Origin of the sequence: Phenylobacterium sp. Root700 (genome assembly GCF_001429025.1) — a bacterium.
Lineage (GTDB): Bacteria > Pseudomonadota > Alphaproteobacteria > Caulobacterales > Caulobacteraceae > Phenylobacterium.
Genome location: NZ_LMHT01000034.1, coordinates 125,955 through 145,780 on the forward strand (window position 1 = coordinate 125,955; position 19,826 = coordinate 145,780).

Annotated in this window: 19 protein-coding genes, 1 tRNA gene and 1 other RNA gene; 7 read left to right on the plus strand and 14 right to left on the minus strand. The window is 67.4% G+C overall.

All coding sequences use genetic code 11. From position 1 onward, the window contains the following. Positions 1–50: 50 nt before the first annotated feature. The gene (locus ASE02_RS18350; RefSeq protein ID WP_056736081.1) at positions 51–935 is read right to left on the minus strand and encodes an alpha/beta fold hydrolase; all 885 of its coding nucleotides are present in this window, start codon (positions 933–935) and stop codon (positions 51–53) included. A 259-nt stretch (positions 936–1,194) separates the two neighbouring features. Between ASE02_RS18350 and ASE02_RS18355 the strand changes: the two genes are divergently transcribed. The 3 genes from ASE02_RS18355 (at position 1,195) to ASE02_RS18365 (ending at position 3,841) form a co-directional block, all read left to right on the plus strand. Beyond that, positions 1,195–1,506, plus strand: coding sequence for a hypothetical protein (locus ASE02_RS18355; protein ID WP_056736083.1), 312 nt, complete (start codon positions 1,195–1,197; stop codon positions 1,504–1,506). A gap of 83 nt (positions 1,507–1,589) precedes the next feature. Next, the gene (mnmD, locus tag ASE02_RS18360) at positions 1,590–3,404 is read left to right on the plus strand and encodes a tRNA (5-methylaminomethyl-2-thiouridine)(34)-methyltransferase MnmD (protein WP_056736086.1); all 1,815 of its coding nucleotides are present in this window, start codon (positions 1,590–1,592) and stop codon (positions 3,402–3,404) included. A 20-nt stretch (positions 3,405–3,424) separates the two neighbouring features. Further along, positions 3,425–3,841, plus strand: coding sequence for a DUF6491 family protein (locus ASE02_RS18365; protein WP_056736088.1), 417 nt, complete (start codon positions 3,425–3,427; stop codon positions 3,839–3,841). 84 nt (positions 3,842–3,925) lie between these two features. Here the strand turns inward: ASE02_RS18365 and ASE02_RS18370 are convergent, their stop codons facing one another. Continuing rightward, the gene (locus ASE02_RS18370; RefSeq protein WP_082602200.1) at positions 3,926–7,075 is read right to left on the minus strand and encodes a TonB-dependent receptor domain-containing protein; all 3,150 of its coding nucleotides are present in this window, start codon (positions 7,073–7,075) and stop codon (positions 3,926–3,928) included. A gap of 455 nt (positions 7,076–7,530) precedes the next feature. Continuing rightward, on the minus strand, positions 7,531–10,500 hold the full coding sequence (locus tag ASE02_RS18375; RefSeq protein WP_056736091.1) for a TonB-dependent receptor: 2,970 nt from the start codon (positions 10,498–10,500) through the stop codon (positions 7,531–7,533). Positions 10,501–11,109: 609 nt separating this feature from the next. Between ASE02_RS18375 and ASE02_RS18380 the strand changes: the two genes are divergently transcribed. Both ASE02_RS18380 and ASE02_RS22465 read left to right on the plus strand, forming a co-directional pair. Next, positions 11,110–11,475: a hypothetical protein gene (locus ASE02_RS18380; protein WP_056736093.1), complete on the plus strand. Its 366-nt coding sequence runs from the start codon at positions 11,110–11,112 to the stop codon at positions 11,473–11,475. Positions 11,476–11,696: 221 nt separating this feature from the next. Further along, complete coding sequence (locus ASE02_RS22465; RefSeq protein WP_200957721.1) at positions 11,697–11,870, plus strand: PEPxxWA-CTERM sorting domain-containing protein; 174 nt, start codon at positions 11,697–11,699, stop codon at positions 11,868–11,870. 153 nt (positions 11,871–12,023) lie between these two features. Here the strand turns inward: ASE02_RS22465 and ASE02_RS18385 are convergent. Then, positions 12,024–12,098 (minus strand) — tRNA-Val (locus tag ASE02_RS18385). Between the two features lie 116 nt (positions 12,099–12,214). Next, positions 12,215–12,574 (minus strand): cell cycle two-component system response regulator CpdR, encoded by a 360-nt coding sequence (cpdR, locus tag ASE02_RS18390; RefSeq protein ID WP_056736095.1) that lies wholly within the window; start codon positions 12,572–12,574, stop codon positions 12,215–12,217. Between the two features lie 124 nt (positions 12,575–12,698). Between cpdR and ASE02_RS18395 the strand changes: the two genes are divergently transcribed. Then, positions 12,699–13,601 carry an N-formylglutamate amidohydrolase gene (locus ASE02_RS18395; protein ID WP_056736582.1) on the plus strand — a complete coding sequence of 301 codons (903 nt, stop codon included), beginning with the start codon at positions 12,699–12,701 and terminating at the stop codon, positions 13,599–13,601. A 10-nt stretch (positions 13,602–13,611) separates the two neighbouring features. On the opposite strand, the gene ASE02_RS18400 is transcribed toward ASE02_RS18395, so the two are convergent. The 9 genes from ASE02_RS18400 to ffs form a co-directional block, all read right to left on the minus strand. Further along, the gene (locus tag ASE02_RS18400) at positions 13,612–14,043 is read right to left on the minus strand and encodes a DUF1801 domain-containing protein (RefSeq protein ID WP_056736097.1); all 432 of its coding nucleotides are present in this window, start codon (positions 14,041–14,043) and stop codon (positions 13,612–13,614) included. Between the two features lie 6 nt (positions 14,044–14,049). Next, on the minus strand, positions 14,050–14,280 hold the full coding sequence (locus ASE02_RS18405; RefSeq protein WP_056736098.1) for a hypothetical protein: 231 nt from the start codon (positions 14,278–14,280) through the stop codon (positions 14,050–14,052). Positions 14,281–14,343: 63 nt separating this feature from the next. Beyond that, entirely contained in the window at positions 14,344–14,775 is a 432-nt protein-coding gene (locus ASE02_RS18410; protein ID WP_056736100.1) for an SRPBCC domain-containing protein, read from the minus strand. Then, positions 14,772–15,095, minus strand: coding sequence for a helix-turn-helix transcriptional regulator (locus ASE02_RS18415; protein ID WP_056736102.1), 324 nt, complete (start codon positions 15,093–15,095; stop codon positions 14,772–14,774). Before ASE02_RS18415 ends, ASE02_RS18410 begins: the two co-directional genes overlap by 4 nt. Before the next feature lie 67 nt (positions 15,096–15,162). Then, positions 15,163–15,765 carry a recombination mediator RecR gene (recR, locus tag ASE02_RS18420; RefSeq protein ID WP_056736104.1) on the minus strand — a complete coding sequence of 201 codons (603 nt, stop codon included), beginning with the start codon at positions 15,763–15,765 and terminating at the stop codon, positions 15,163–15,165. A gap of 143 nt (positions 15,766–15,908) precedes the next feature. Then, positions 15,909–16,442: a hypothetical protein gene (locus ASE02_RS18425; RefSeq protein ID WP_156406116.1), complete on the minus strand. Its 534-nt coding sequence runs from the start codon at positions 16,440–16,442 to the stop codon at positions 15,909–15,911. A 38-nt stretch (positions 16,443–16,480) separates the two neighbouring features. After that, entirely contained in the window at positions 16,481–16,807 is a 327-nt protein-coding gene (locus ASE02_RS18430) for a YbaB/EbfC family nucleoid-associated protein (protein WP_056736107.1), read from the minus strand. A 7-nt stretch (positions 16,808–16,814) separates the two neighbouring features. Further along, positions 16,815–18,611: a DNA polymerase III subunit gamma/tau gene (locus ASE02_RS18435; RefSeq protein ID WP_056736109.1), complete on the minus strand. Its 1,797-nt coding sequence runs from the start codon at positions 18,609–18,611 to the stop codon at positions 16,815–16,817. A 42-nt stretch (positions 18,612–18,653) separates the two neighbouring features. After that, positions 18,654–18,747: signal recognition particle sRNA small type (gene ffs / locus ASE02_RS22120), an RNA gene on the minus strand. A gap of 63 nt (positions 18,748–18,810) precedes the next feature. Here ffs and nudC point away from each other — a divergent pair. Then, a complete protein-coding gene (gene nudC / locus ASE02_RS18440; protein WP_056736111.1) occupies positions 18,811–19,740 on the plus strand; it encodes an NAD(+) diphosphatase in 930 nt (309 codons plus the stop codon). Positions 19,741–19,826 lie beyond the last annotated feature (86 nt).

Genomic DNA, 19,826 nt, shown 5'->3' on the forward strand with positions numbered 1-19,826 from the left:
CCTCCCCTGCGCAGCGGGGGAGGAAAAGGAGGCGGAGCGGAGAAGAGTCTCTACGCCAGCGCCTTGCGCAATTCGGCCTGAACCAGGTCCGGGCGCTCCATCGGCAGGAAGTGGCTGGTTCCGGGGATCGTCTCGGCCTCGATGCGGCCGGCGGCGACCAGGGCGTCGAACCGCGGATCCTCGCGGCAGGTGGACGCAATCTCGGCCTTCAGGATGCGGATCGGGACCTGGGCCCGCTCGAAGGCGCCCCAGGTGTCGTGGGCGTGGGAGCTGAAGTTTGACGCCTCCCACTCCGGGGCGCAGGACAGCTCGACCTGACCGTCGGGACGCTCGCGGAAGCCGTCGGCGACGTAGTCGGCCAGCATCTCCGCCGTCCAGGTCTTGAAGGCTCCACGGCCGGTATAGGCGCCGATCACGGCGGCCTCGCTGTCGAACACCGCGCGGCGGCGCAAGGCGCCCTGCACCAGCGGCGAATTGGTGAAGGCCTCCGGGTCGATCCCGTGGTCGGACGGCGAGGGGACCACGACCGGGTCGAACAGCACCAGGCTGCGCACCCGCTCCGGGGCCTCGGCTTGAGCCAGCACGCAGGCGGTCCCGCCCATCGAGTGGCCCGACAGCACCACGTCCCTAAGATCCAGGGTCGTCAGCAGCGCCAGAAGGTCATCGCGCAGGCCGTCCCACGAGGTCCGCCCCGCCGTGTCAGCTGGCAGGGTTGAACGGCCGTGACCGCGCTGATCGACCGCCAGGATGCGGAAATCCTCGGCCAAGGGCGCCAGGATCGAGCGATAGGTGCGGGCGTTGAAGCCGTTCGCATGGACGAAAACGACGTCGATCGGCCGCGCGGCGTCGCCGAACTCGAGCGCCGCCATCGCGCCGCCCCGACCTTCAAGCTCGATCAGCCGCGCCCGGGGCGCATTCGTTAACGCCGAGTCCATGCAAAATCCTCCGTCGACCCGCCCAAAATGACGGCCCGAACCCTCGAAATCACATTCACCCACAGTTAGCCAACCCCCACGAAGGCCTTGGTTTTTCAGGTGATGCAGGCCCGGGGCCGAAAAGTGATCACGAGGGCGTGAATTAAAGCCTTGCCCTCGGAGCAAACCGAGGCATATTCCTGACTTGCGCACGCGAAGTTGGCCATCAGGGTCGTCCTCGTATGTGGCTTCTAACTCCGTTTCCAGGGGACCCAGAAACATGACCACCGAAATCCTCCGCAAGCTGCTCGTCGCCGGCGCCGCCGTCGCCGCCCTCTCCGTCGCCGCCTGCGGCAAGCCGGCTGAAAAGGCCGACGCCGCCGCCGCCGAAGCCACCACCGAAGCCACGACCGCGGCCGCCGCGGCCGACACCGCGACCGACGCTGCGGCCACCGCCGCTGACGCCGCCGCCGACGCCTCGAAGGCCGCTGGCGACGCCGCTGCCGCTGCTCCGGCCGCTGCCGCCGACGCCGCTGCCGCCGCTGCTGCTCCGGCCGCCGACGCTGCCGCCGCTGCTCCGGCCACGAAGTAAGTCTTTCGAACGCATTCTTGCGTTCGTGAGCGAAGGGCCGTCCCTCGGGGCGGCCCTTTTCGTTTGCGCGCTATAAGGCCCCGATGAGCGCTGAATCGCCCCTCACCTGGACCGACGACGGCCAGCCCCGTTCGCGCCTCTATGGCGATGTCTATTTCTCGGCGCAGGACGGCCTGGCCGAGACCCGCGCCGTCTTCCTGCAAGGCTGCGGCCTGCCAGACGCCTGGAACGGCCGCTCGCGCTTCACCGTCGGCGAACTCGGCTTCGGCACCGGCCTCAACATCCTGGCCCTGCTGGACCTCTGGCGCCGCACCTCCCAGCCCGGCGCCCACCTCCACATCTTCAGCATCGAGGCCCACCCGATCACCGCGGCCGAGGCTGGACGCGCCCTGGCTCATTGGCCTGAATTGGCCGACCTCGCAGGCCTGCTGGCCGAACGCTGGCCCGGCCAGGCGCGCGGATTCCACCGGGTCGACCTGCCCGAAGCCCGCGCCACCCTCGACCTGGCGGTGATGGACGTGCAGAGCGCGCTCGAGGCCTGGAGCGGCCAGGCCGACGCCTGGTTCCTCGACGGCTTCTCGCCGGCGCTCAATCCCGACATGTGGCGCGAGGAGATCATGGCCCTGGTCGCCGCCCGCTCCGCGCCCGGCGCGCGAGCCGCGACCTTCACCGTCGCCGGGGCCGTGCGGCGCGGGCTCGCCGCCGCCGGTTTCGAGGTCGAGAAGCAGCCGGGCTTTGGCCGCAAGCGCGAACGGCTGGAGGCGAAGCTGCCCGGCGAGCGTCCAGCCCCTGCCGCCCCGATCAAGGTCGCGGTGATCGGGGCCGGGATCGCCGGCGCCTCGGCCGCCCGCGCCCTGCGCGCGCTCGGCTGCGAGCCGGTGGTGCTGGACGCCGAGGGCGCCGGGGCAGGCGCCTCCGGAAACCCCGCGGCGCTGGTCACGCCCAGGCTCGACGCAGGACTGGGGCCTGTCGCCCAGTTCGCCGCCCAGGCCTTCAACCGGGCCGTCCAGCTCTACGAGGCCCTGCCGGCCGCGATCCTCAGCCGGGGCGTCCTGCAACTCGCCGCCGGCGAGCGGGACCCTGAACGGTTCGCCAAGATCGCCGCCGCCGACATCTTCGAACCAGGCGCCGTGGAGGTGCTGGATGCGCGCAGCGCCACCGCCCGCCTCGGCGAAACCGCGCCCGTCGCCCTCGACCTCGCCACAGCCCTGGTGATCGAACCCGCGCCTGTCCTGGCCGCCTGGAGCGGCGAGGTCGCCCGCGCCGCCGTCGCCGCGATCACCCGCGAGCCGGGCGGCTGGAGACTGTCAGACGCGACCGGCGAGCCGATCCTTGTCGTCGACGCCGTCATCCTCGCCGCAGGGCAGGCCAGCGCCGCCCTGTGGCCGGCCCTGCCGCTTACGCCGGTCCGCGGCCAGGCGAGCTGGACCCAAGGCCCCCCGGCCGTCCAGGCGCTCGCCTGGGGCGGCTACATTCTCCCCACCCGCGACGGGACCCTGTTCGGCGCCACCCATGATCGCGGCGATGTCGGAACCGACCTGCGCGAGGCCGATCACCTGCGCAACCGCGCCACCCTGGCCGCCGTCCTCCCCCGCCTGGCGAGCGAATTGGAGACCGCGCCCCTGGCCGGCCGCGCCTCGGTGCGCGCCACCACGCCCGACCGCCTGCCCATCGCGGGGGCCGCCCATGAGGCGCCTGGACTGTTCCTGCTGACCGGCTTCGGATCGCGCGGCTTCTCGCAGGCGCCGCTGCTGGCCGAGCACGTCGCGGCCCTGGCGCTGAGTGCGCCCTCGCCCTTGCCCGCCGCATTGGCCAGCCTGGTCGACCCCGACCGGTTCCGCTTGCGCGCCGAACGCCGTGGCCGCAATTTCGTCCATGACGAGAGCCATACTGCGTAGCTCGTCAAAGGAGTTTTTCCATGATCCGGATTTCGCTTTGGGCCGCAGCCGCCACCGCGATCCTCCTGACAACGGCCTGCGCCAATCCACCGAGCGCCGCCGGCCCGGAGGCGACGACCGCGAAGGTCGCCTCGCCCAAGCGCCACTGCTTCTTCACCAACAGCGTCAACAGCTTCACCGCCGTCGACGAGGAGACCGTCAACATCCGCGTCGGCGTGAAGGACATCTATCGCCTGGACCTGATGGGCCGCTGCCCCGACATCGACTGGAACCAGTCGATCGCCCTGGTTTCGCGCGGCGGTTCGTCGATCTGCTCGGGCCTGGACGCGACCATCATAACCAAGGGCCCCATCGGTCCGCAGCGCTGCCCGGTGCGGATGGTGACCAAGCTGACGCCTGAAGAGGTCGCCGCGCTCAAGCCCAAGACCAAGCCCTAGAATCGAAAAGGGCGTCGCCCCGAAGGACGACGCCCGATCGACGTCCGGCCGGAACGGCAAGCCGCTCCGGCCGGTGCTCGGAAGCTAGAAGCGCTTCTTCACGGCCAGCGCATAGACCCGGCCGAGCGGGTTGGCGCTCGAAGGGTCGTAGTTGTACTGGGTGCCGATGGCGAAGGGCGGATCGGCGTCGAAGATGTTCTGCACGCTCGCCGTCACCACCGTGTCCCACGGCAGTTCGACCCGGTAGGTCAGGTCATGCTGCCAGTACTCGGGGATCTTGGTCGTGCCCTTGGTGGCCAGGGCCAGACCGATCGAGTTGCTCTCAGTCTGGTTGACCGAACTGGTGTGGCGAACCTGCCAGCGGATGTTATGCGGACCGCCGGACCAGTTCAGATAGACGTTGGCCCGCAGGCGGTTGTAGCCCGTGAAGATCGAGGCGCGGTACGTACCGGCCCGCTTCTGGGTTCCCGCCGCCGGAGCCGCGACACCCTCGATCATGTAGGGATCTTCGTCGTACTGCAGCAGGTAGGTGCCGTCGAAGCCCGTGGTCAGGGCGCCGCCGAACAGGTCGCCGACGTCCAGGTTAGCCTGGAAGTCGAGGCCCGAGGTCTTCACCTTGCCGCCGTTGATGTACTGGGTCCTATAGGACTGCACATTCGCCCGGCCGCAAGCGCCGCTGAAGGTGAAGCGGTCACGCAGCGCCACGTACTTCGGATCGGTGCTGGCGCAGAAACCGGTCGGTGAGTTGGCCGGGAAGAAGGCGGCCAGCATCTCGGTCGCCGATTCCAGGATCAGCTGATCCTCGAAGTCGAAGCTCCAATAATCGACCGTGGCGCGGAAGCGGCCCATCTTGGCCATCGCGCCGACGCTGTAGGTGAAGGCGGTTTCCGGTTCCAGGTCGGGGTTGCCGTACTGGTCGTTGGCGCGCCAGGTGCCGTTCGCGTTGGTCAGGCCGCGGGTGAAGTTGTCCGTGGTGATGACCGGCGAGGGAGCGCGGTAGGTGGTGCCCACCGAGCCGCGGAGCGCCAGCCAATCCAAAGCCTGCCAGCGGACCGAAGCCTTCGGATTAAAGGTCTCGCCGGAGTCCTTGGAGTACTCGTAGCGAGCCGCCAGGGTCAGCTCCAGATCGTCGGTGATCGGCAGCAGGGTTTCGGCGAACAGCGAGCCGATCTCACGCGAGACGTCGTACTGAGCCAGGTTGGCGTTGAACAGGTACGGCCCGGTCGGAACCAGGCAGTAGGGCTGGCCGTCGCCGAACGGCGCGGAGTCCACGCAAGGCGTCGCGTTGACGTCGTGCAGGATCTGCGGGTTCTGCCGGACTTGGTCGTAGCGGTACTGGCCGCCGGCCGCCCAGCGGATCGCGCCGCCGCCCAGCTCGAAGGGCAGTTCCCCGTTCACCACTAGGTCGGCGACGAACAGACGGGTCGAGGTCTTGTTGACCAGGCGCTCGTCCATCCAGTCGACCAAGGCGGCGCGGTTGGCGACCGCGTCGTTGAAGCCCGGAATGGCGCTGTTGGCGACGTAGTAGGGGTTGGCCCCGACATTCGACAGGCTCTGCGAGAACCCGTTGGTGAAGGGGTTGAAGTAGAAGCACCCCAGGGCCGCATTGCCGGCGTTGGTCGTGAAGTTGGCGGTTTCGGCCGCGGTGCACTGGTCGGAAACCCCAGCGCGGCTGCCGAAGCCCCGCATCCCGAGCTGCAGGCGGTTGACCGAGAGGTCTTCCTGAACGCGGGTGTAGTCCTGCTGCTGATAGGTCAGGGACGCGTCCCAGCCGATCCCGTTCTCGAACTCGCCCTTGAAGCCGCCGGCGACGCGGAAAGTGTCGACCTTGTAGCTGTAGTGGGCGTGCTTATCGTCCGTATAGGGATTGCCGCCGAAGCCGATCGGCCGCCACGAGGTCTGGCTGGTCGCCACCCCGTTGACCGCCGCGCTGGCCAGGCCCGCGCGCGCCTGGGCCAGGCCCGTGGCGCAGGACGCCGCGTCGACGCCGTAGGGCAGGATCGTGCCGTTGCAGTTGGCGCTGTTGATCTGGCTGATCAGCGCCTGCAGGCCCGGGTTGCTGGCCGGGATGTAGAAGCGGCTCTGGTCGGACGGCGCCACGGCCGGCAGCGGCGAGACGCCGCCCGCCGACATCGGGGTCGGGAACTGGTTGGGCCCAGTGACCGCCCAGCTCTGGGCCGGCGTGTCGTGCATGGCGTACAGCACTTCGATGTTCGCCGAGAGCTTGTCGGAAATGTCGAAGTTGAACTTGCCGTAGGCCTGGAAGTGCTCCTCGTCCTCGATGAGATTGTCGAAGACCGTGTATTGGAACTGGCAGGAGTTCGGATCGGGATTGATCGTCCTCAGGCCGATGACGGCGCTGATGTTGTAGGGCGCGCCGCCATTGGCCGCGCAGCCGATATCCGGCAGGCCGCCGCCGATGGTCGCGGCGCTATAGCCCCCGTTCGGGCTGGGCACCAAGGAGCCGGGCACGAAGTAGTTGTACTGCCCCGGGTTGCCGGTGCTGGCCCAGCCGCCGAGCGGGTTTTCCTTGAAGCCGGCGTCGCTGGTGCGCAGCGCCCAGTCACGTTCCTGGATCGGCAGCTTCGAGCGATGGCGATAGCCGATCGCCACCAAGGCGTCGGCGTTGTCCCACTTCTTGCCCCAGGCCAGGTTGGTCTCGTAGTCGCCGTCCGAGCCCGGAATCGCCTGGTACTGGCCGCTGACCTCGAAGCCGTCGAGGTCGGTGCGGGTGATGAAGTTGACCACCCCGCCGATGGCGTCCGACCCGTAGGTGGCCGCCGCGCCGTCCTTCAGCACCTCGACCCGGCCGATCGCGCCGGTCGGCAGCAGGTTGATGTCCACCGAGTTCAGGCTCTGGGGCGACACAGGCACCCGCCGGCCGTTGAACAGGACCAGGGTCCGCGAGCCCGTCGAGGGCGAGTTCAGATTGCGCAGGTTGATCGTGGCCGCGCCGGAGCCGGAGCCGAAGCGGTTGTTTTCACCGATGACCGCGCCCGACGAGGGGATGGTCTTGATGAACTGCACCATGGTCGGCGACCCGCGGGCCTCCAGTTCCTTGGAGCTGATCACGTCCACGGGCAGGGCCGCGTCTTCAGGTGTTCCGGCGATGAACGAGCCGGTGATAACCACCTCCTCGACCGTATTGTCCTGGGCGGCCGCAACGCTGGACACGCCCAGCGCCAGGGCGACGGCCAAAATTGACCCGCCGCAGAAATATCTGCTCTTCAACATAGGTGTTTCCTTTCCCCCTCGAACCCGCGTCACGATTGAAATGTGGCGCTTGTCTGTGTTCGAGTATGGCGATCATCCGTGGAGTTCGCCGGACGCGCTAGAGCGATGTTTTATGAGTTGCATTCTTGAAATACATGGGTACGCGCGGGACAATTTTGACGCTCATGAACAATATTCAAAGAGTCCGCATACCGCCACAAGGATAAATCGCCCGGACTGTCAGAACGAATTTTAAGCTATTGGTTTTGATGCAATTTCGCGCCGATACACTCAACCAAACATGGTTCGGATCGTGCCCCACATTCGAAAAGTCGCCGCGCGCGCCATGTCGCCTAATGCAGCGCCGGCCGACCCGGTGTGGCGCCCAGGCCACGCCCATGAAAAAGGGCGCCGCAAGGGAAACCCTGCGACGCCCCGAAGGCGAAACCCCGGCCCTTTCGAGCCTAGGCGATGGTCTAGAACTTCTTCTTGACCCCCAGCTTGTAGGTCCGGCCCAGCGCGTTGCCGGTGAAGGGGTCGTAGTTCAGGTCAAGCCGCGCGAAGGACGGCTCGGTGTCGAAGACGTTGTCGATCGACACGTTGACCGTGACGTCCCAGGGCAGGAACACCCGGTAATCGACCTCGTGCATCCAGCTCTCGTCGATCTTGGCGCCCTTGGGCTGGATCGCGCCGTTCACGGCGTTCGGAGCGAAGAGCGAGGCCCGCTGGTCGATGTAGGAGTCGACGTAGTTCACCGTCCAACGGAAGTTGTGCGCGCCGTGGGTGTATTCGGCGAACACTTGGCCCTTCAGCTGGGGCAGCGAGGTGGCCGAGAGCTGGTAGTTCAGGAAGCCGGCCGCATCGAAGGCCTTTTCGACCTTGACCCCGCCGACCGTGAACGGGTCGACCTTGTATTCCAAGGTGTAGGTGACCGAGCCGCCGACCCGCAGATCACCGCCCCACACATCGCCGAAGTCGTAGTTGGCGAGCACGTCGATCCCCGAGGTCTTCACCGCAGGGCCGTTGACGTAGCTGGTGCGGACCCGCGCGATCGTGCTGACCCCGCAGGCGCCCTGGAAGGCGAAGCGCTCTTGCAGCCCAGCGAAGGCCGGGTTGCCGCAGTTCACCGACGAGTTGCCCGGGAACATGGTGTTGACCATCGAGCCAGACGGCTCGGCGACGATCGGGTTCTCGAAATCGAACCGCCAGTAGTCGACCGTAGCCTTGAAGTCGCCGATGTCGACGATGGCGCCGGCGCTGTAGGTCTTGGCGGTTTCGGGTTCGAGGCCCGGGTTGCCGAAGATGTCGATGGCCCGGAACGAGCCCGCGATGAAGGAGAGCGCGGTCACGCTGCTGGTCGTCAACTGGGTCAGCGGCGGGCCGCGGAAGGTCGAGCTGGCCGAGCCGCGGAACGCCAGCCAGTCGGTGGCCTGCCAACGGACCGAGGCCTTCGGATTGAAGGTCGAGCCAGTCTCCCCGCCATAGTCCTCATAGCGCGCGGCGAGCTGGATCTGGATGTCGTCGGTCAATGGCACCGCCAGCTCGGCGAACCCGGCGTAGACGTCTGATTCCAGGTCGGCCTGCTCGCCGGTGCCCAGGAACATCAGCGGGCCGTTGCGCACCGCGCAACTGGTCGAACCGGTGACCGGGGTGTCGATGCAGGGGTTCGCGTCGATATTGCTGAGGTCGTTGTAGATCGAGGTGAAGAAGTTACGCCGGAACTGCCCGCCGGCCGCCCAGCCGATCTTGCCGCCGGGGAGTTCCCAGTTGAACTCGCCATTGAACACGGCGTCGGCCACGAACAGTTTCTGGGTCTGCTTGGTGGAGACCTCCTGGAAGAACCACCGCACCAACTCGGGATTGTTGGCGAGCGCCGAGTTGAAGCCCGGATTGGTCGCGCCGGTGATCGAGTTCGACTGCACGCCGTTCGAGAACGGGTTGAAGTAGTGGCAGCCGACCGCAGCGTTGCCGGCGTTGGTGGTGAAATTATTGGTCTCGGCCGCGGTGCAGCCGCCGCCCTTGTCGTTGTTGAGCGCGCCAAAGCCGCGCAGCGCCAGTTGGAAGCGCGAGACGATGGTGTCGTAACCCGTCCGCACCCCGGTCTCCTGACCATAGGTCAGGGCGAAGTCGTAGCCGATGGTGTCGGTGAACTGGCCGCGAATGCCGCCGGACACTCGGAATGCGTCGTAGTGACGGCGGCCTTCGGACGGCCCGTAGTCGAAGGCCGGATTGCCGCCCACCGACAGCGGCCGATAGCGGACCCCGGGGATATGGGCGCCGGTGGCGAAGGCCGGAATCTGGCTAGGATTGGCGTTGCGATAGGCGATGAAGCCCGGGTTCGAGGCCGGAACGAAGTAGCCCGCCAGGACCGAGGCCGGCAGGCCCGTCGCCGGATTGGTGGTCGCCGTGGGGGTTTGCAGCGCTAGGTAGGACGGCGAGGTCTTCCACTCCGGCACATCGGTCTCGGAATAGAAGGCCTCGATGTGCAGCGTGGCCTTGTCGCCGAGGTCGGCGTTGGCCTCCCCGTAGAGCTGGAAGCGGTCTTCCTTCTCGATCAGGTTGTCGTAAGGGATGTAGGCGAAGAGACAGGCCGGCAGGGCGCCGGGCTGCGCCACGCCGCCCAAGGGCACGCAACCGGCGTCAAGCTGGAACCCGGCGGCCGGGACGAAGGCCCCTGTGGGGGTGTTGGTGACCGGCAGGAAGGGCGCGATGGCGTTGCCCGCGGACCAGCCGCCTTCCGGGTTGTTGAAGAACGGCTGGGTGGCCCAATCGCGTTCCGTGGTCGGCATTTCCGAGCGGTGCTGGTAGCCCGCGCTCAAGAGGACGTTGCCGTTCTCCCAGGTGTGCCCCCACAGCGCGCTGCCGGTATAGTTGCCGTCCGATCCATCGACATACTGGTAGCCGGCGTTGAGCTCCAGGCCGTCGAAATCGGTACGGGTGATGAAGTTCACCACGCCGGCGATGGCGTCCGAACCGTAGATGGCGGCGGCGCCGTCCTTCAGCACCTCGACCCGGCCGACAGCCGCCGAGGGGATGATGTTGGTGTCGACGATCCCAGCTCCGGCCTGGCCGAAGGGGTTGTGCGCCATACGCCGGCCGTTGATCAGCACCAGGGTGCGCTGAGCGCCCAGGCCGCGCAGGTTGACCGAACCGGAGCCTTCCGAACCTTGGGCGCGGGGGTCGAACTGGTTGGTGTCGCCGAGCACGCCGCTGGAGACCGGCAGAGCCTTCAGGAGCTCGACCGTCGAGGGCGACCCCTGCTTCTCAAGATCTTCCGAACTGATCACGTCGACCGGTAGGGCCGCATCCTCGGGCGTGCCGCGAATGAACGACCCGGTGACCACTACTTCTTCGACGGTGCTGGCCGACTGGGCCAAGGCCTGGCCGCTGAGGGCCAGGGCGACGGCCATAGCGGAGCCGCCGCAGAAATATCTGCTTTTCAACATTTTTTTCCTCCCCCTCGCGGGCGCCGAGTTCGATCTGACGCGATGGTCGCCCGTGGGTGAGAGGATCAAACGCTCGTTCGGAGACGAGGCGCTACGTAAATTTTGCAGCTCTGCAACAATGAATCCGAACTGCGTTCAAATCGCAACACCGTTACGCGGAACACGTTTTTTGACGCCTCCGATCAAAACAAAAGTCGAATAGGAACAACGCGGTGGAGCCGGCCGCTCCGCCCCCTCCTACTTTCGCCCTCGCCTAGGCGCACGCCATCGAAACAGCGCGGGCGCGGCGCGAACCTCATAATGTTCTCCGCCCGTCATCGCCTGGCCGCCGATGATGTGAAGGCGGCTATCTTCAGCTCCCCACAGCGCACCGGCGGCGTGCAAACTAGACGATATTTTGAATGTAAACAATTGTCTTAGCCAATTGACTCCGCATCATTAGATATTGATTAAGCATAAATACAAGCCAATCTCAGATCTATTGGCTTAGTTCCCTCTAACAGTTCCCAGTAAACCTGAGATTTTCGGAGATCATACACTCGCCAATTTGGCGAATAGTACATCCGAACCGCATCACAATTTTACAATTGCCCTGTGGGGAGCATCACCATGAAACTGCTCAGCGCTATCGCATGCGCGGTCGTCCTGACCGCCGCCTCGTCGCCAGCCGTCGCGTCCACCGTCCTCGGGTCGGACATCACGGCCAATCAGATCCTCGGGACGGATGTGCACTACCGCTTCGGGAACACCGCCAGCAGCATCGGATCCTATGGCGGCTCCTACTGGGACGTTTCGGGCCAGGGCGCGCTCTTCCAGCTTTGCGCGGAGCTGTTCGACCACGACGGCGTGGCCCCGTTCTACACTGTGACGGAGGGCCTCACGGCCTTTGGTGATTTCCGCGACACGCAGCTCACCGCGCTGTTCCCCAACGCGTTCCCGCTGCTGAACCCTACGTCGCCGCCAACGGGGCCCTGACCAGCCTGGCGAACGAGTGGACGGCCATCGGCCAGTACTCCGTCGCGCTGCAGACCCTGACCTGGGTCATCATCGAGAACCAGAACCCGCTGATCGCCCCGACCGACCCAACCACGCCCTTCGGCATCGCCGACGACGGCGCCGGCGACCCGGTCGCAACGGGCTACATCAAGACCTGGGCGAACCAGATCAACACCGGCGCCTGGGCGCCCACGGACGGGGTGAAAATCTATCACGCCGCGTCGTCGGTGGATTCGACGCAGGACCGTTTCTGGATGACCAGCTCGGCGGTGCCGGAACCCGGCGCCTGGGCGACGATGATCCTGGGCTTCGGCCTCGCCGGAACCGCGATCCGCACCGGCCGTCAGCGCAAGATGCTCTTCCTCGCCGCCTGACGCTCGACCAGACCGCCAGATCAGGCCCGTCGCTCCGAAGAGAGCGGCGGGCTTTGTCGTGACCCGGCGCCCCGCTCCGCGCATGCGCGCGCTGAAGGCCAGGACGCCGCTAGGCCGGGGCGCTCAAGCGCCTGATTTTGGGAAGGAGAGAGATGGTGGACGTGACAGGGATTGAACCTGTGACCCCCTCGATGTCAACGAGGTGCTCTCCCGCTGAGCTACACGTCCGAACCAGTCGGGCCCCCTTTCGGGGACGGGAGGCGGCGGTATAACGGCGAGGGCCGCCTCGCGCAAGCGTCGCAAAGCAATTTGTGACGCACCGCCTGTGAATGACTTGCCGCAGCCTAGGCCGCGGCCATCATCCGCTCCACCTCGGTGACGATTTCCCGCAGGTGGATGGGCTTTGAAAGCACCTTGGCGCCGGGAGGAGCCGATTCCCCCGCGGCCAGCGCCACGGCGGCGAACCCGGTGATGAACATGATGCGCAGCCCCGGATGGCGGGCGGCGGCCAGGCGCGCGACCTCGATGCCGTCCATGCCGGGCATGACGATATCGGTCAGCAGGAGGTCCCAGTCCTGGTCGAGGACCGCGGCGGCCTCGTCGCCATCGGCGCAGGACGTCACCTCATAGCCGGCGCGCTCCAGCGCTCGGCTCAGGAAGTTACGCAGGGAGTCATCATCTTCGGCGAGGAGAATTCGGGGCATGTGCGCTCCGCAAGGCGGTAATCGTAAAGACTGACCCTACGCCCGCAGATGTAAATCCGCGATGAACCGTCCTGCATCCGTGATCTGTTTGACCCGGGGGGAGACGCATCGTCTTATGGCGCCGATGAACGCCTGGGAGCCCATCGCCGCAAACGAGCCCGCGCCGAAGGCCCCGCCTTTCGAGGTGCGCCGTGCGGCCCCTGTCGGCATGCCTGCGCCAACGGCGCTGGTGTTCGCCTCGCCACACTCCGGGCGGCTCTATCCCGACGACATGATGGCCGCCGCGGCGCTGGACGCCCACGCCATCCGCCGTTCCGAAGACGCCTTTGTCGACGAACTGGTGGGCGCGGCTCCGTCGCTGGGCGCGGCGCTGATCTCGGCCAATCTGGCGCGGGCCTATATCGACCTGAACCGCGAGGCCTTCGAGCTCGACCAGGCGATGTTCGCCGACGAGCTGCCCGACTTCGCCCGGGCGCGGACCGCGCGGGTCGCCGCGGGCCTGGGGGCTATCGCCCGCGTGGTGTCGGAGGGCCAGGAGATCTACGCCCGCAAGCTGACCTTCGCCGAGGCCCGGGGGCGGATCGAGCGCGCGCACACGCCCTATCACGCCACCCTGGCGCGGCTGCTGGGCGAGGCCCATTCCGCCCACGGCTACGCCATCCTGATCGACTGGCACTCCATGCCGGCCGCCGCCGCCCGCACCGGGGGCCGCGACGGGCCATGCGACATGGTGCTGGGCGACCGCTTCGGAGCCTCCTGCGCCAGCGGCGTGACCCAGAGGGTCGAACGCGAGCTTGAGGCCATGGGCTACCGGGTGGCGCGCAACGCCCCCTATGCCGGCGGCTACACCACCGAGCACTACGGACGTCCGGCCCGGCGCACCCACGCCCTGCAGATCGAGATCAACCGCGGCATCTATCTGGACGAGGCCACGCTTGAGCCCACCCAGGGCTTCGCCAAGCTGCAGGCCGACCTGGAAACCCTGACCCGCGCCCTGGTCGCCGCCGACTGGTCGGGCCTGCGTTAGGCGCCCCTGCTCACATCTTCTCGCCAGGCAGTTGGCTGGCTTGCTTCACCCAGTCGGCGAACTGAGCTTCGTCGAGCTGGTCGCCCTCGTGAATATGAAAATAGCGCACGTCCTTTTGCTTGGAGGTGACCGGCGGGACGGGGTTCAACGACGCGCCACGGAAGAAGGCGACCTTGATGTATTTCGCGAAGACGTGGACGCCGAGGAACCAGCCCTCGCCTTCGCCCCCGTACAGCGGCGAGTTCCATTTGACCGCCTTGCGCACGCCGGGGACAGCGGCTTCGATCAAGGCGTCGAGGCGGCGGCCGACGTCGCTTTTCCAACCCGGCAGGGCCGCGATATAGGCCTGCACGGGGGCGTCGCCCGCGCCCTTCGCGATCTGGGGATTGCCGCCGGAGAGGAGCTTGGGCTCCGCTGACGTCCTAGGCGTCTTGCCGACCATCGCCCTTCACTCCCGTCCGTAGGCGCCTCGCCCGCGCCGCCAGGAAGCGGCGTAGGGCAGCACGAACATGTACAGGCCAGACAGGGTGAGCAAGGCGAGCGGAAGCAGCGGCAGGTAGTAGATCCAGGACGCGGGCTCCTTCCCCGCGCCCAGGAGCATGAAGATGCTCGTCACGACCGCCGTAAAGGCGATCGACAGCCAGCGGTGAATTTGCCGGATCCATGCGGTCAGGTTCACTGAAACCTCCTCGGAAGATGAGCCGAGGCGGATCGCAAGCCCGCCCCGGCGACTTGGCGGACGTCAGTCCGCCCGCGCCAACACCTGTTCCAGGGCGGCGAAGAACCCTTGCCAGCCAGCCGTGGCGCCCCCGTAGGCCTGCTTCTGATCGGGTCGGAAGCCCGCCTGCTCCATGCGCAGGTGGGTTCCGGCGCTTGTCGGGGTGAGCGTAAAGGTCACCACGCTCTTCAGGGCGTAGGCCGGATCGTCGTGAGCGAAATCCCAGGTGTAGGACAAGGTCTTGTTCGGCTCGACGACGAGGACTTCGCAGCCCAGGACGCCGCCCCACTCGCCCGTAAGGTTGAAGCGGTGACCCACGACCGGTTTGAAGTCGTTCTTCATCAACCACTCCTCCATCAGGTGCGGTTGGGTGAGCGCGCGCCAGATCTTTTCCGCCGGGAACGGGATCTCCCGTTCAACGACGACGGAGCGCGCTTCGGTCACGGTGTGGCTCATTGGTCCATCCTTTTGAGCAAATCTTCGAGGTCGTCGAACCGGTTTTCCCAGAACCCGGCCATCTGGTTTGTCCAGTCGGTCAACGGGGCCAAGGCGCCGAGTTGCGCGCTATAGTGCGCCTGGCGGCCTTCATGGCGGTCGCGCACCAGCCCGGCCTGCTTCAGGACGCCCAGGTGTTTTGAGACCGCCGGCTGCGAAACCCCGGCTTGCGACGTCAGAGCCCCGACCGTCAGCTCTCCCTCGCGGCACAGCCGCTCGAAGAGACCCCGCCGGGTCGGATCGGCGAGCGTCTTGAAGAGCAGGTCGTGGGCGTTGGTCATCGCGATACATAACTCATTGGCTATGGATTAAACCCATAACCGACGAGATATGAATTATCAAGCGACGTTAGGCTGGACGTCGCGCCCGCATGGCCTGGTTGATCGTGCCGTCGTCAAGCCAGTCGAGCTCGCCGCCGACCGGCACGCCGCGCGCCAGCATGGTCACCGAGACGTCGGCGTTCGAAAGCCGCTCGGCCAGATAGTGGGCCGTGGTCTGGCCATCGACCGTGGCCGGCAGGGCCAGGACCACCTCGCGCACCTCGCCTTCCGAAGCGCGCGACACCAGCGGCCCGATGCGCAGCGCTTCGGGCCCCACGCCGTCCAGGGCCGACAACAGGCCGCCCAGCACGTGGTAGCGCCCCCGGAAGGCGACCGCGCGCTCCATGGCCCATAGGGCGCCGACCTCCTCGACCACGCAGATCAGCGAGCTGTCGCGGTGCGGGTCGGCGCAGATGGCGCAGGGGTCCTGGGTGTCCAGCGAACCGCAGACGCCGCAGGTCTTCACTCGCTGGGCGGCGGTCGACAGCGCCTCGGCGAGCGGCAGCAGAAGCTGGTCGCGACGCTTCAGCAGCGCCAGCGTCGCACGGCGGGCCGACCTGGGGCCAAGCCCCGGCAGCTTCGACAGCAGCGCGATCAGCCGCTCGATTTCAGGTCCGGCGGAAGCTGCCAAGGTATCTCCGTCAGGCGTAGGCGCAGAGTCGCCGAAGCGGCGTCCCGATCGCTTGCGCATATGTAGCGACGCAGGCGACCGACGCGAGGATGGAGATGACGCCGCGAGAGAACAAGAGGCCCCGCGATTGAGGGCCCAAGGCCCTACTTGCGGGTGACGCTGATCTCGAAGGTTCCGCTCTCGCCGCGCCGCGCCGCCGCCCGGACCATGAAGGGCTGGAGCAGGTAGATGGTGTCCTTGGCCGCCGTCAGCGAAGCGTCGGCGCCGTCGACTTCGCCGCGATGCACGGCCGCGCCGGTCGTGTCGGCGGCGTCGGTCACGTTCATGTACTGGCTGGTGTTCGACGGCTTGAAGGCCACGGTCAGGGTTTGGCCCGCCGCCACCGGCACGGCGTAGACCGGCGCCTTGTAGCCCTTGATCGCGCCAGAGGCGGTCGTGGAGCCTGCGGCCTCGAAGGTCAGGGCCTCCAGGGTGTTGTCGGGCGTCAGGCGGGCCTGGACGGCCGCGGTGTCGACCGTCGGCAAGGTCACAGCCGCTGGGGCCGGAGCCGGTGCCTCGGCGGCCGGCGGCGCCTCTGCTGAAGCGTCCTTAGGCGCAGCGGCGGGCTGGGCCGGCCCATTGCAGGCCGCCAGGCTAAGAGCCAAGGCGCTGACCAACATCACAGTCGCAGTTCTCATCACGCGCTCTCTTGGTCGGCGGGACGCCCGCCTGATGGTTAGAACTTCGGCATGCCCGGAAGGTTCATCCCGGCCAGCGGGCCGGCGGCTTCGCGCATCAGTTCGGATTGCTGGGCGTCGAGCTTGCGCTTGGCGTCGGCGTGGGCGGCGACCAGCAGGTCGGAGATCACCTCGCCCTCGCCGGGCGCCAGCAGGCTCTCGTCCAGCTCGACGCCGGACAACTCGCCGGTGCCCTTAAGGGTGAGCTTGACCATGCCGCCGCCGGAGGTGCCCTCGACCACGATCTCGGCGATGCGCGCCTGGGCGTCGGCCAGCTTCTGCTGCATGGCCTGGGCCTGCTTCATGATGGAGCCGAGATCTTTCATGACAGCCTCACTCGTCGTCTTCGTCTTCTTCAGGCGCGTCCGAGATGGACGACGCCTCAGGTAGGGGCAGATTGCGGATGCTGATGACCTCAGCGCCCGGGAACACTTCACGCACCGCCAGCACGAAGGGGTCGACCTCGACCTCCGCCCGCACCTCGCGCTCCTCGCGCTTTTCCTGCTCCCAGCGGCTCTCGGCCCCGCCGCCGCCCTGGGCGGCGACCAGCCACGGCTGGCCGGTCCACTCCTTCAGTCGCGCCACCAGCCGCTGGGCCAGGTTGTTCGGCGCGCCGGGCGCGGGTTCGTATTCCAGCACGCCCGGCCGGAAGCTGATCGGGCGCACATAGCGCTCCACGTCCAGCCGCAGCGCGATCTCGCGCTTCTTCTCCATCAGGGCGATGACGTCGGCGAAGGACTTCAGCACCGGCGCGGCGTCGCTCACCGCCGGCTGCGGCATGGCGCGAGCCTGGGCGGTGACCCCGCCCCCGCCCATCGAGGCCGAGACCCCGCCGCCGCCGCCGCCGCCCGACGGCGAGCCGCCAGTCAGGGGTTCGCCCGATTGCAGGCGCTTCAGCGCTTCTTCCGGGCCAGGCAGGTCGGCGGCGTAGGCCAGCCGGATGATCGCCATGTCGCAGGCCGCCGCGGCGTCCGGCGCGCGGCGAACCTCCTCGTGGGCCTTCAGCAGCATCTGCCAGATCCGCGACAGATTGCCGGCCGAGACCGCCGCCCCGACCGCGGCCAGCCGTGCGGCCTGTTCCTTGGGCAAGGTCAGGGCCTGCGGGCCGATCGCCTTGGCGACCGAGGCGCCGTGGGTGTGGTCCAGCAGGTCGAGCATCACCTGGCCCGGCTCAGCGCCGAAATTGTAGAGCGTGCGGAAGGTCGAGATCGCCGAACCGCTCTCGCCGCGCATGATCTGCTCGAACAGGCTGATGGTCTGGGCGCGGTCGGCCAGGCCCAGCATGTCGCGGATCGAGGCGGCTGTGACCGTCTGGCCGGCCTCGGCCTGGACGATCGCCTGGTCCAGCATCGACTGGGCGTCGCGGACCGAGCCTTCGGCGGCGCGCGCGATCAGCAGCATGCCTTCGTTCTCGACCAGCGCGCCTTCCTTGCCGGCGATCATCTCCAGGTTCTTGACGATCACGTCCGGTTCGACCCGGCGCAGGTCGAAGCGCTGGCAGCGCGAGAGGATCGTCACCGGCACCTTGCGGATCTCGGTGGTGGCGAAGATGAACTTGGCGTGGGACGGCGGCTCTTCGAGGGTCTTCAGGAGCGCGTTGAACGCCCCTGTCGAGAGCATGTGCACCTCATCGATGATGTAGACCTTGTAGCGGGCCTCCACCGGCGCATAACGAACCCCGTCGAGCAGCTCGCGCATGTCGTTGACGCCGGTGCGGCTGGCGGCGTCGAGCTCCAGCACGTCCATGTGCCGGCCCTCAATGATCGAGCGGCAATGGCGGCCTTCCTCGTTGAGATCGAGGGTCGGCTCGTGGATCGCGTCGGTTTCGTAGTTCAGTGCCCGGGCCAGCAGGCGCGCGGTCGTGGTCTTGCCGACCCCGCGGACGCCAGTGAGCATGAAGGCATGGGCGATCCGCCCGCTGGAGAAGGCGTTGCGCAGCGTGCGCACCATCGCCTCCTGACCGAACAGGTCGTCGAAGGTTCGCGGGCGGTACTTCCGCGCGATGACGGTGTAGGCGGCGGATTGTTCGGCCGGCGCTGCTGCGGCGGCGGGCGCGGCTACGGGCGCCCCGAACATGTCGCTCGTATTGGGATCGCGCTCGAGGGTCTCGGGTTCTTCTTCGTCAGCCATTGGCGCCCGAGGATTGAGGCTGGAACCCTAGGGGGTTCTGGGTGGAGACCGGACAACGACCCGGAGCAAAACTCGTTGCGGCTGCTTCCTTCCGGACCTGACCGGTTTGGCGAGGCGTCCGCCCATCGCCCGATCTCCGCCCCCTATATCGCGGCCTTGAGGCTCGCGCGCAAGCGGCAGCAGAGCTACAACTCCGCACATGCCTCTTTCCGCCTTCCAGAACACCTTCGCCGGCAACCCTTTGAACCGCGCCAGCGAAAGACGCGGCGACGCCTCTTGGCTGGCCGAAAAGCTCGCCTCGTCCGAATCGCTGGCCGTCGCGGTCTGGAACGGGAAGCCGTTCGTGGAGAACGCCAAGGACGGCGGGGTGCAGATCGCCTATCTGCCGGCCAGGATGGCCGAGGAGCTCTCCGGCGGCCCCGAAAGGCTGCTGTTCCTGGGGCTATGGCAGGAAACCGCGGTGTTCGCGGTCGACCTGGAGGGCGGGGCCGACCCCGCCGACGGCCCACTCGCCGGGCTCGGCCGTTTCGAGGATCTGCGGGCCATGGCCCTACGGCTGCCGGCCACCGACGCGGCGATCATGTCCACCGCCAAGCAGATGTTCGAATGGCGCCGCCGCCATCGCCACTGCGCCTCCTGCGGCGAACAGACAAATGTTGTGGACGGCGGCTGGAAACGCGCCTGCCCGGCCTGCAACGTCGAGCATTTCCCGCGCACCGACCCAGTGGTGATCATGCTGGCCGTGCATGAGGACCGCTGCATGCTGGGCCGCCAGGAGATCTGGCCGGCGGGCATGTTCTCGGCCCTGGCCGGCTTCCTGGAGCCCGGCGAGAGCATCGAGGAGGCCTGCGCCCGCGAGCTGGAGGAAGAGGCTGGCCTGAAGACCGTCTCGGTCGCCTATCACTCGACCCAGCCCTGGCCCTATCCGTCGTCGCTGATGATCGGCCTGATCGCCCAGGTCGAAAACGACGAGGCGACACCCGACCAGACCGAGCTGTCGGAGGTCCGCTGGTTCACCAAGCCCGAGGCCCGCGACCTGCTGGCCGGCAAGATCGAGGGCACCTTCGCCCCCGGCGCCATGGCCATCGCCCACCAGCTGCTGAAAGCCTGGGCGGAAAGCGCCGACTAGATCTCAAGATCCCCCCGCTAGGGAGGATCACCGAAAATCCCTCTCCCTCGGGAGAGGTTAGGTGAGGGGGCCGCGCAAGCGGCGCT

What these genes read in the sequence shown, in the direction of transcription:
- ASE02_RS18410 (WP_056736100.1), bottom strand. Translation starts at nt 14,775, where the DNA reads ATGAGCCACACCGTGACCGAAGCGCGCTCCGTCGTCGTTGAACGGGAG.
- ASE02_RS18350 (WP_056736081.1), bottom strand. Translation starts at nt 935, where the DNA reads ATGGACTCGGCGTTAACGAATGCGCCCCGGGCGCGGCTGATCGAGCTT.
- ASE02_RS18400 (WP_056736097.1), bottom strand. Translation starts at nt 14,043, where the DNA reads ATGGTCGGCAAGACGCCTAGGACGTCAGCGGAGCCCAAGCTCCTCTCC.
- ASE02_RS18365 (WP_056736088.1), top strand. Translation starts at nt 3,425, where the DNA reads ATGATCCGGATTTCGCTTTGGGCCGCAGCCGCCACCGCGATCCTCCTG.
- cpdR (WP_056736095.1), bottom strand. Translation starts at nt 12,574, where the DNA reads ATGCCCCGAATTCTCCTCGCCGAAGATGATGACTCCCTGCGTAACTTC.
- ASE02_RS18370 (WP_082602200.1), bottom strand. Translation starts at nt 7,075, where the DNA reads ATGTTGAAGAGCAGATATTTCTGCGGCGGGTCAATTTTGGCCGTCGCC.
- mnmD (WP_056736086.1), top strand. Translation starts at nt 1,590, where the DNA reads ATGAGCGCTGAATCGCCCCTCACCTGGACCGACGACGGCCAGCCCCGT.
- ASE02_RS18355 (WP_056736083.1), top strand. Translation starts at nt 1,195, where the DNA reads ATGACCACCGAAATCCTCCGCAAGCTGCTCGTCGCCGGCGCCGCCGTC.
- ASE02_RS18430 (WP_056736107.1), bottom strand. Translation starts at nt 16,807, where the DNA reads ATGAAAGATCTCGGCTCCATCATGAAGCAGGCCCAGGCCATGCAGCAG.
- ASE02_RS18415 (WP_056736102.1), bottom strand. Translation starts at nt 15,095, where the DNA reads ATGACCAACGCCCACGACCTGCTCTTCAAGACGCTCGCCGATCCGACC.
- ASE02_RS18425 (WP_156406116.1), bottom strand. Translation starts at nt 16,442, where the DNA reads ATGAGAACTGCGACTGTGATGTTGGTCAGCGCCTTGGCTCTTAGCCTG.
- nudC (WP_056736111.1), top strand. Translation starts at nt 18,811, where the DNA reads ATGCCTCTTTCCGCCTTCCAGAACACCTTCGCCGGCAACCCTTTGAAC.
- ASE02_RS18435 (WP_056736109.1), bottom strand. Translation starts at nt 18,611, where the DNA reads ATGGCTGACGAAGAAGAACCCGAGACCCTCGAGCGCGATCCCAATACG.
- ASE02_RS18375 (WP_056736091.1), bottom strand. Translation starts at nt 10,500, where the DNA reads ATGTTGAAAAGCAGATATTTCTGCGGCGGCTCCGCTATGGCCGTCGCC.
- ASE02_RS18395 (WP_056736582.1), top strand. Translation starts at nt 12,699, where the DNA reads ATGAACGCCTGGGAGCCCATCGCCGCAAACGAGCCCGCGCCGAAGGCC.
- ASE02_RS18380 (WP_056736093.1), top strand. Translation starts at nt 11,110, where the DNA reads ATGAAACTGCTCAGCGCTATCGCATGCGCGGTCGTCCTGACCGCCGCC.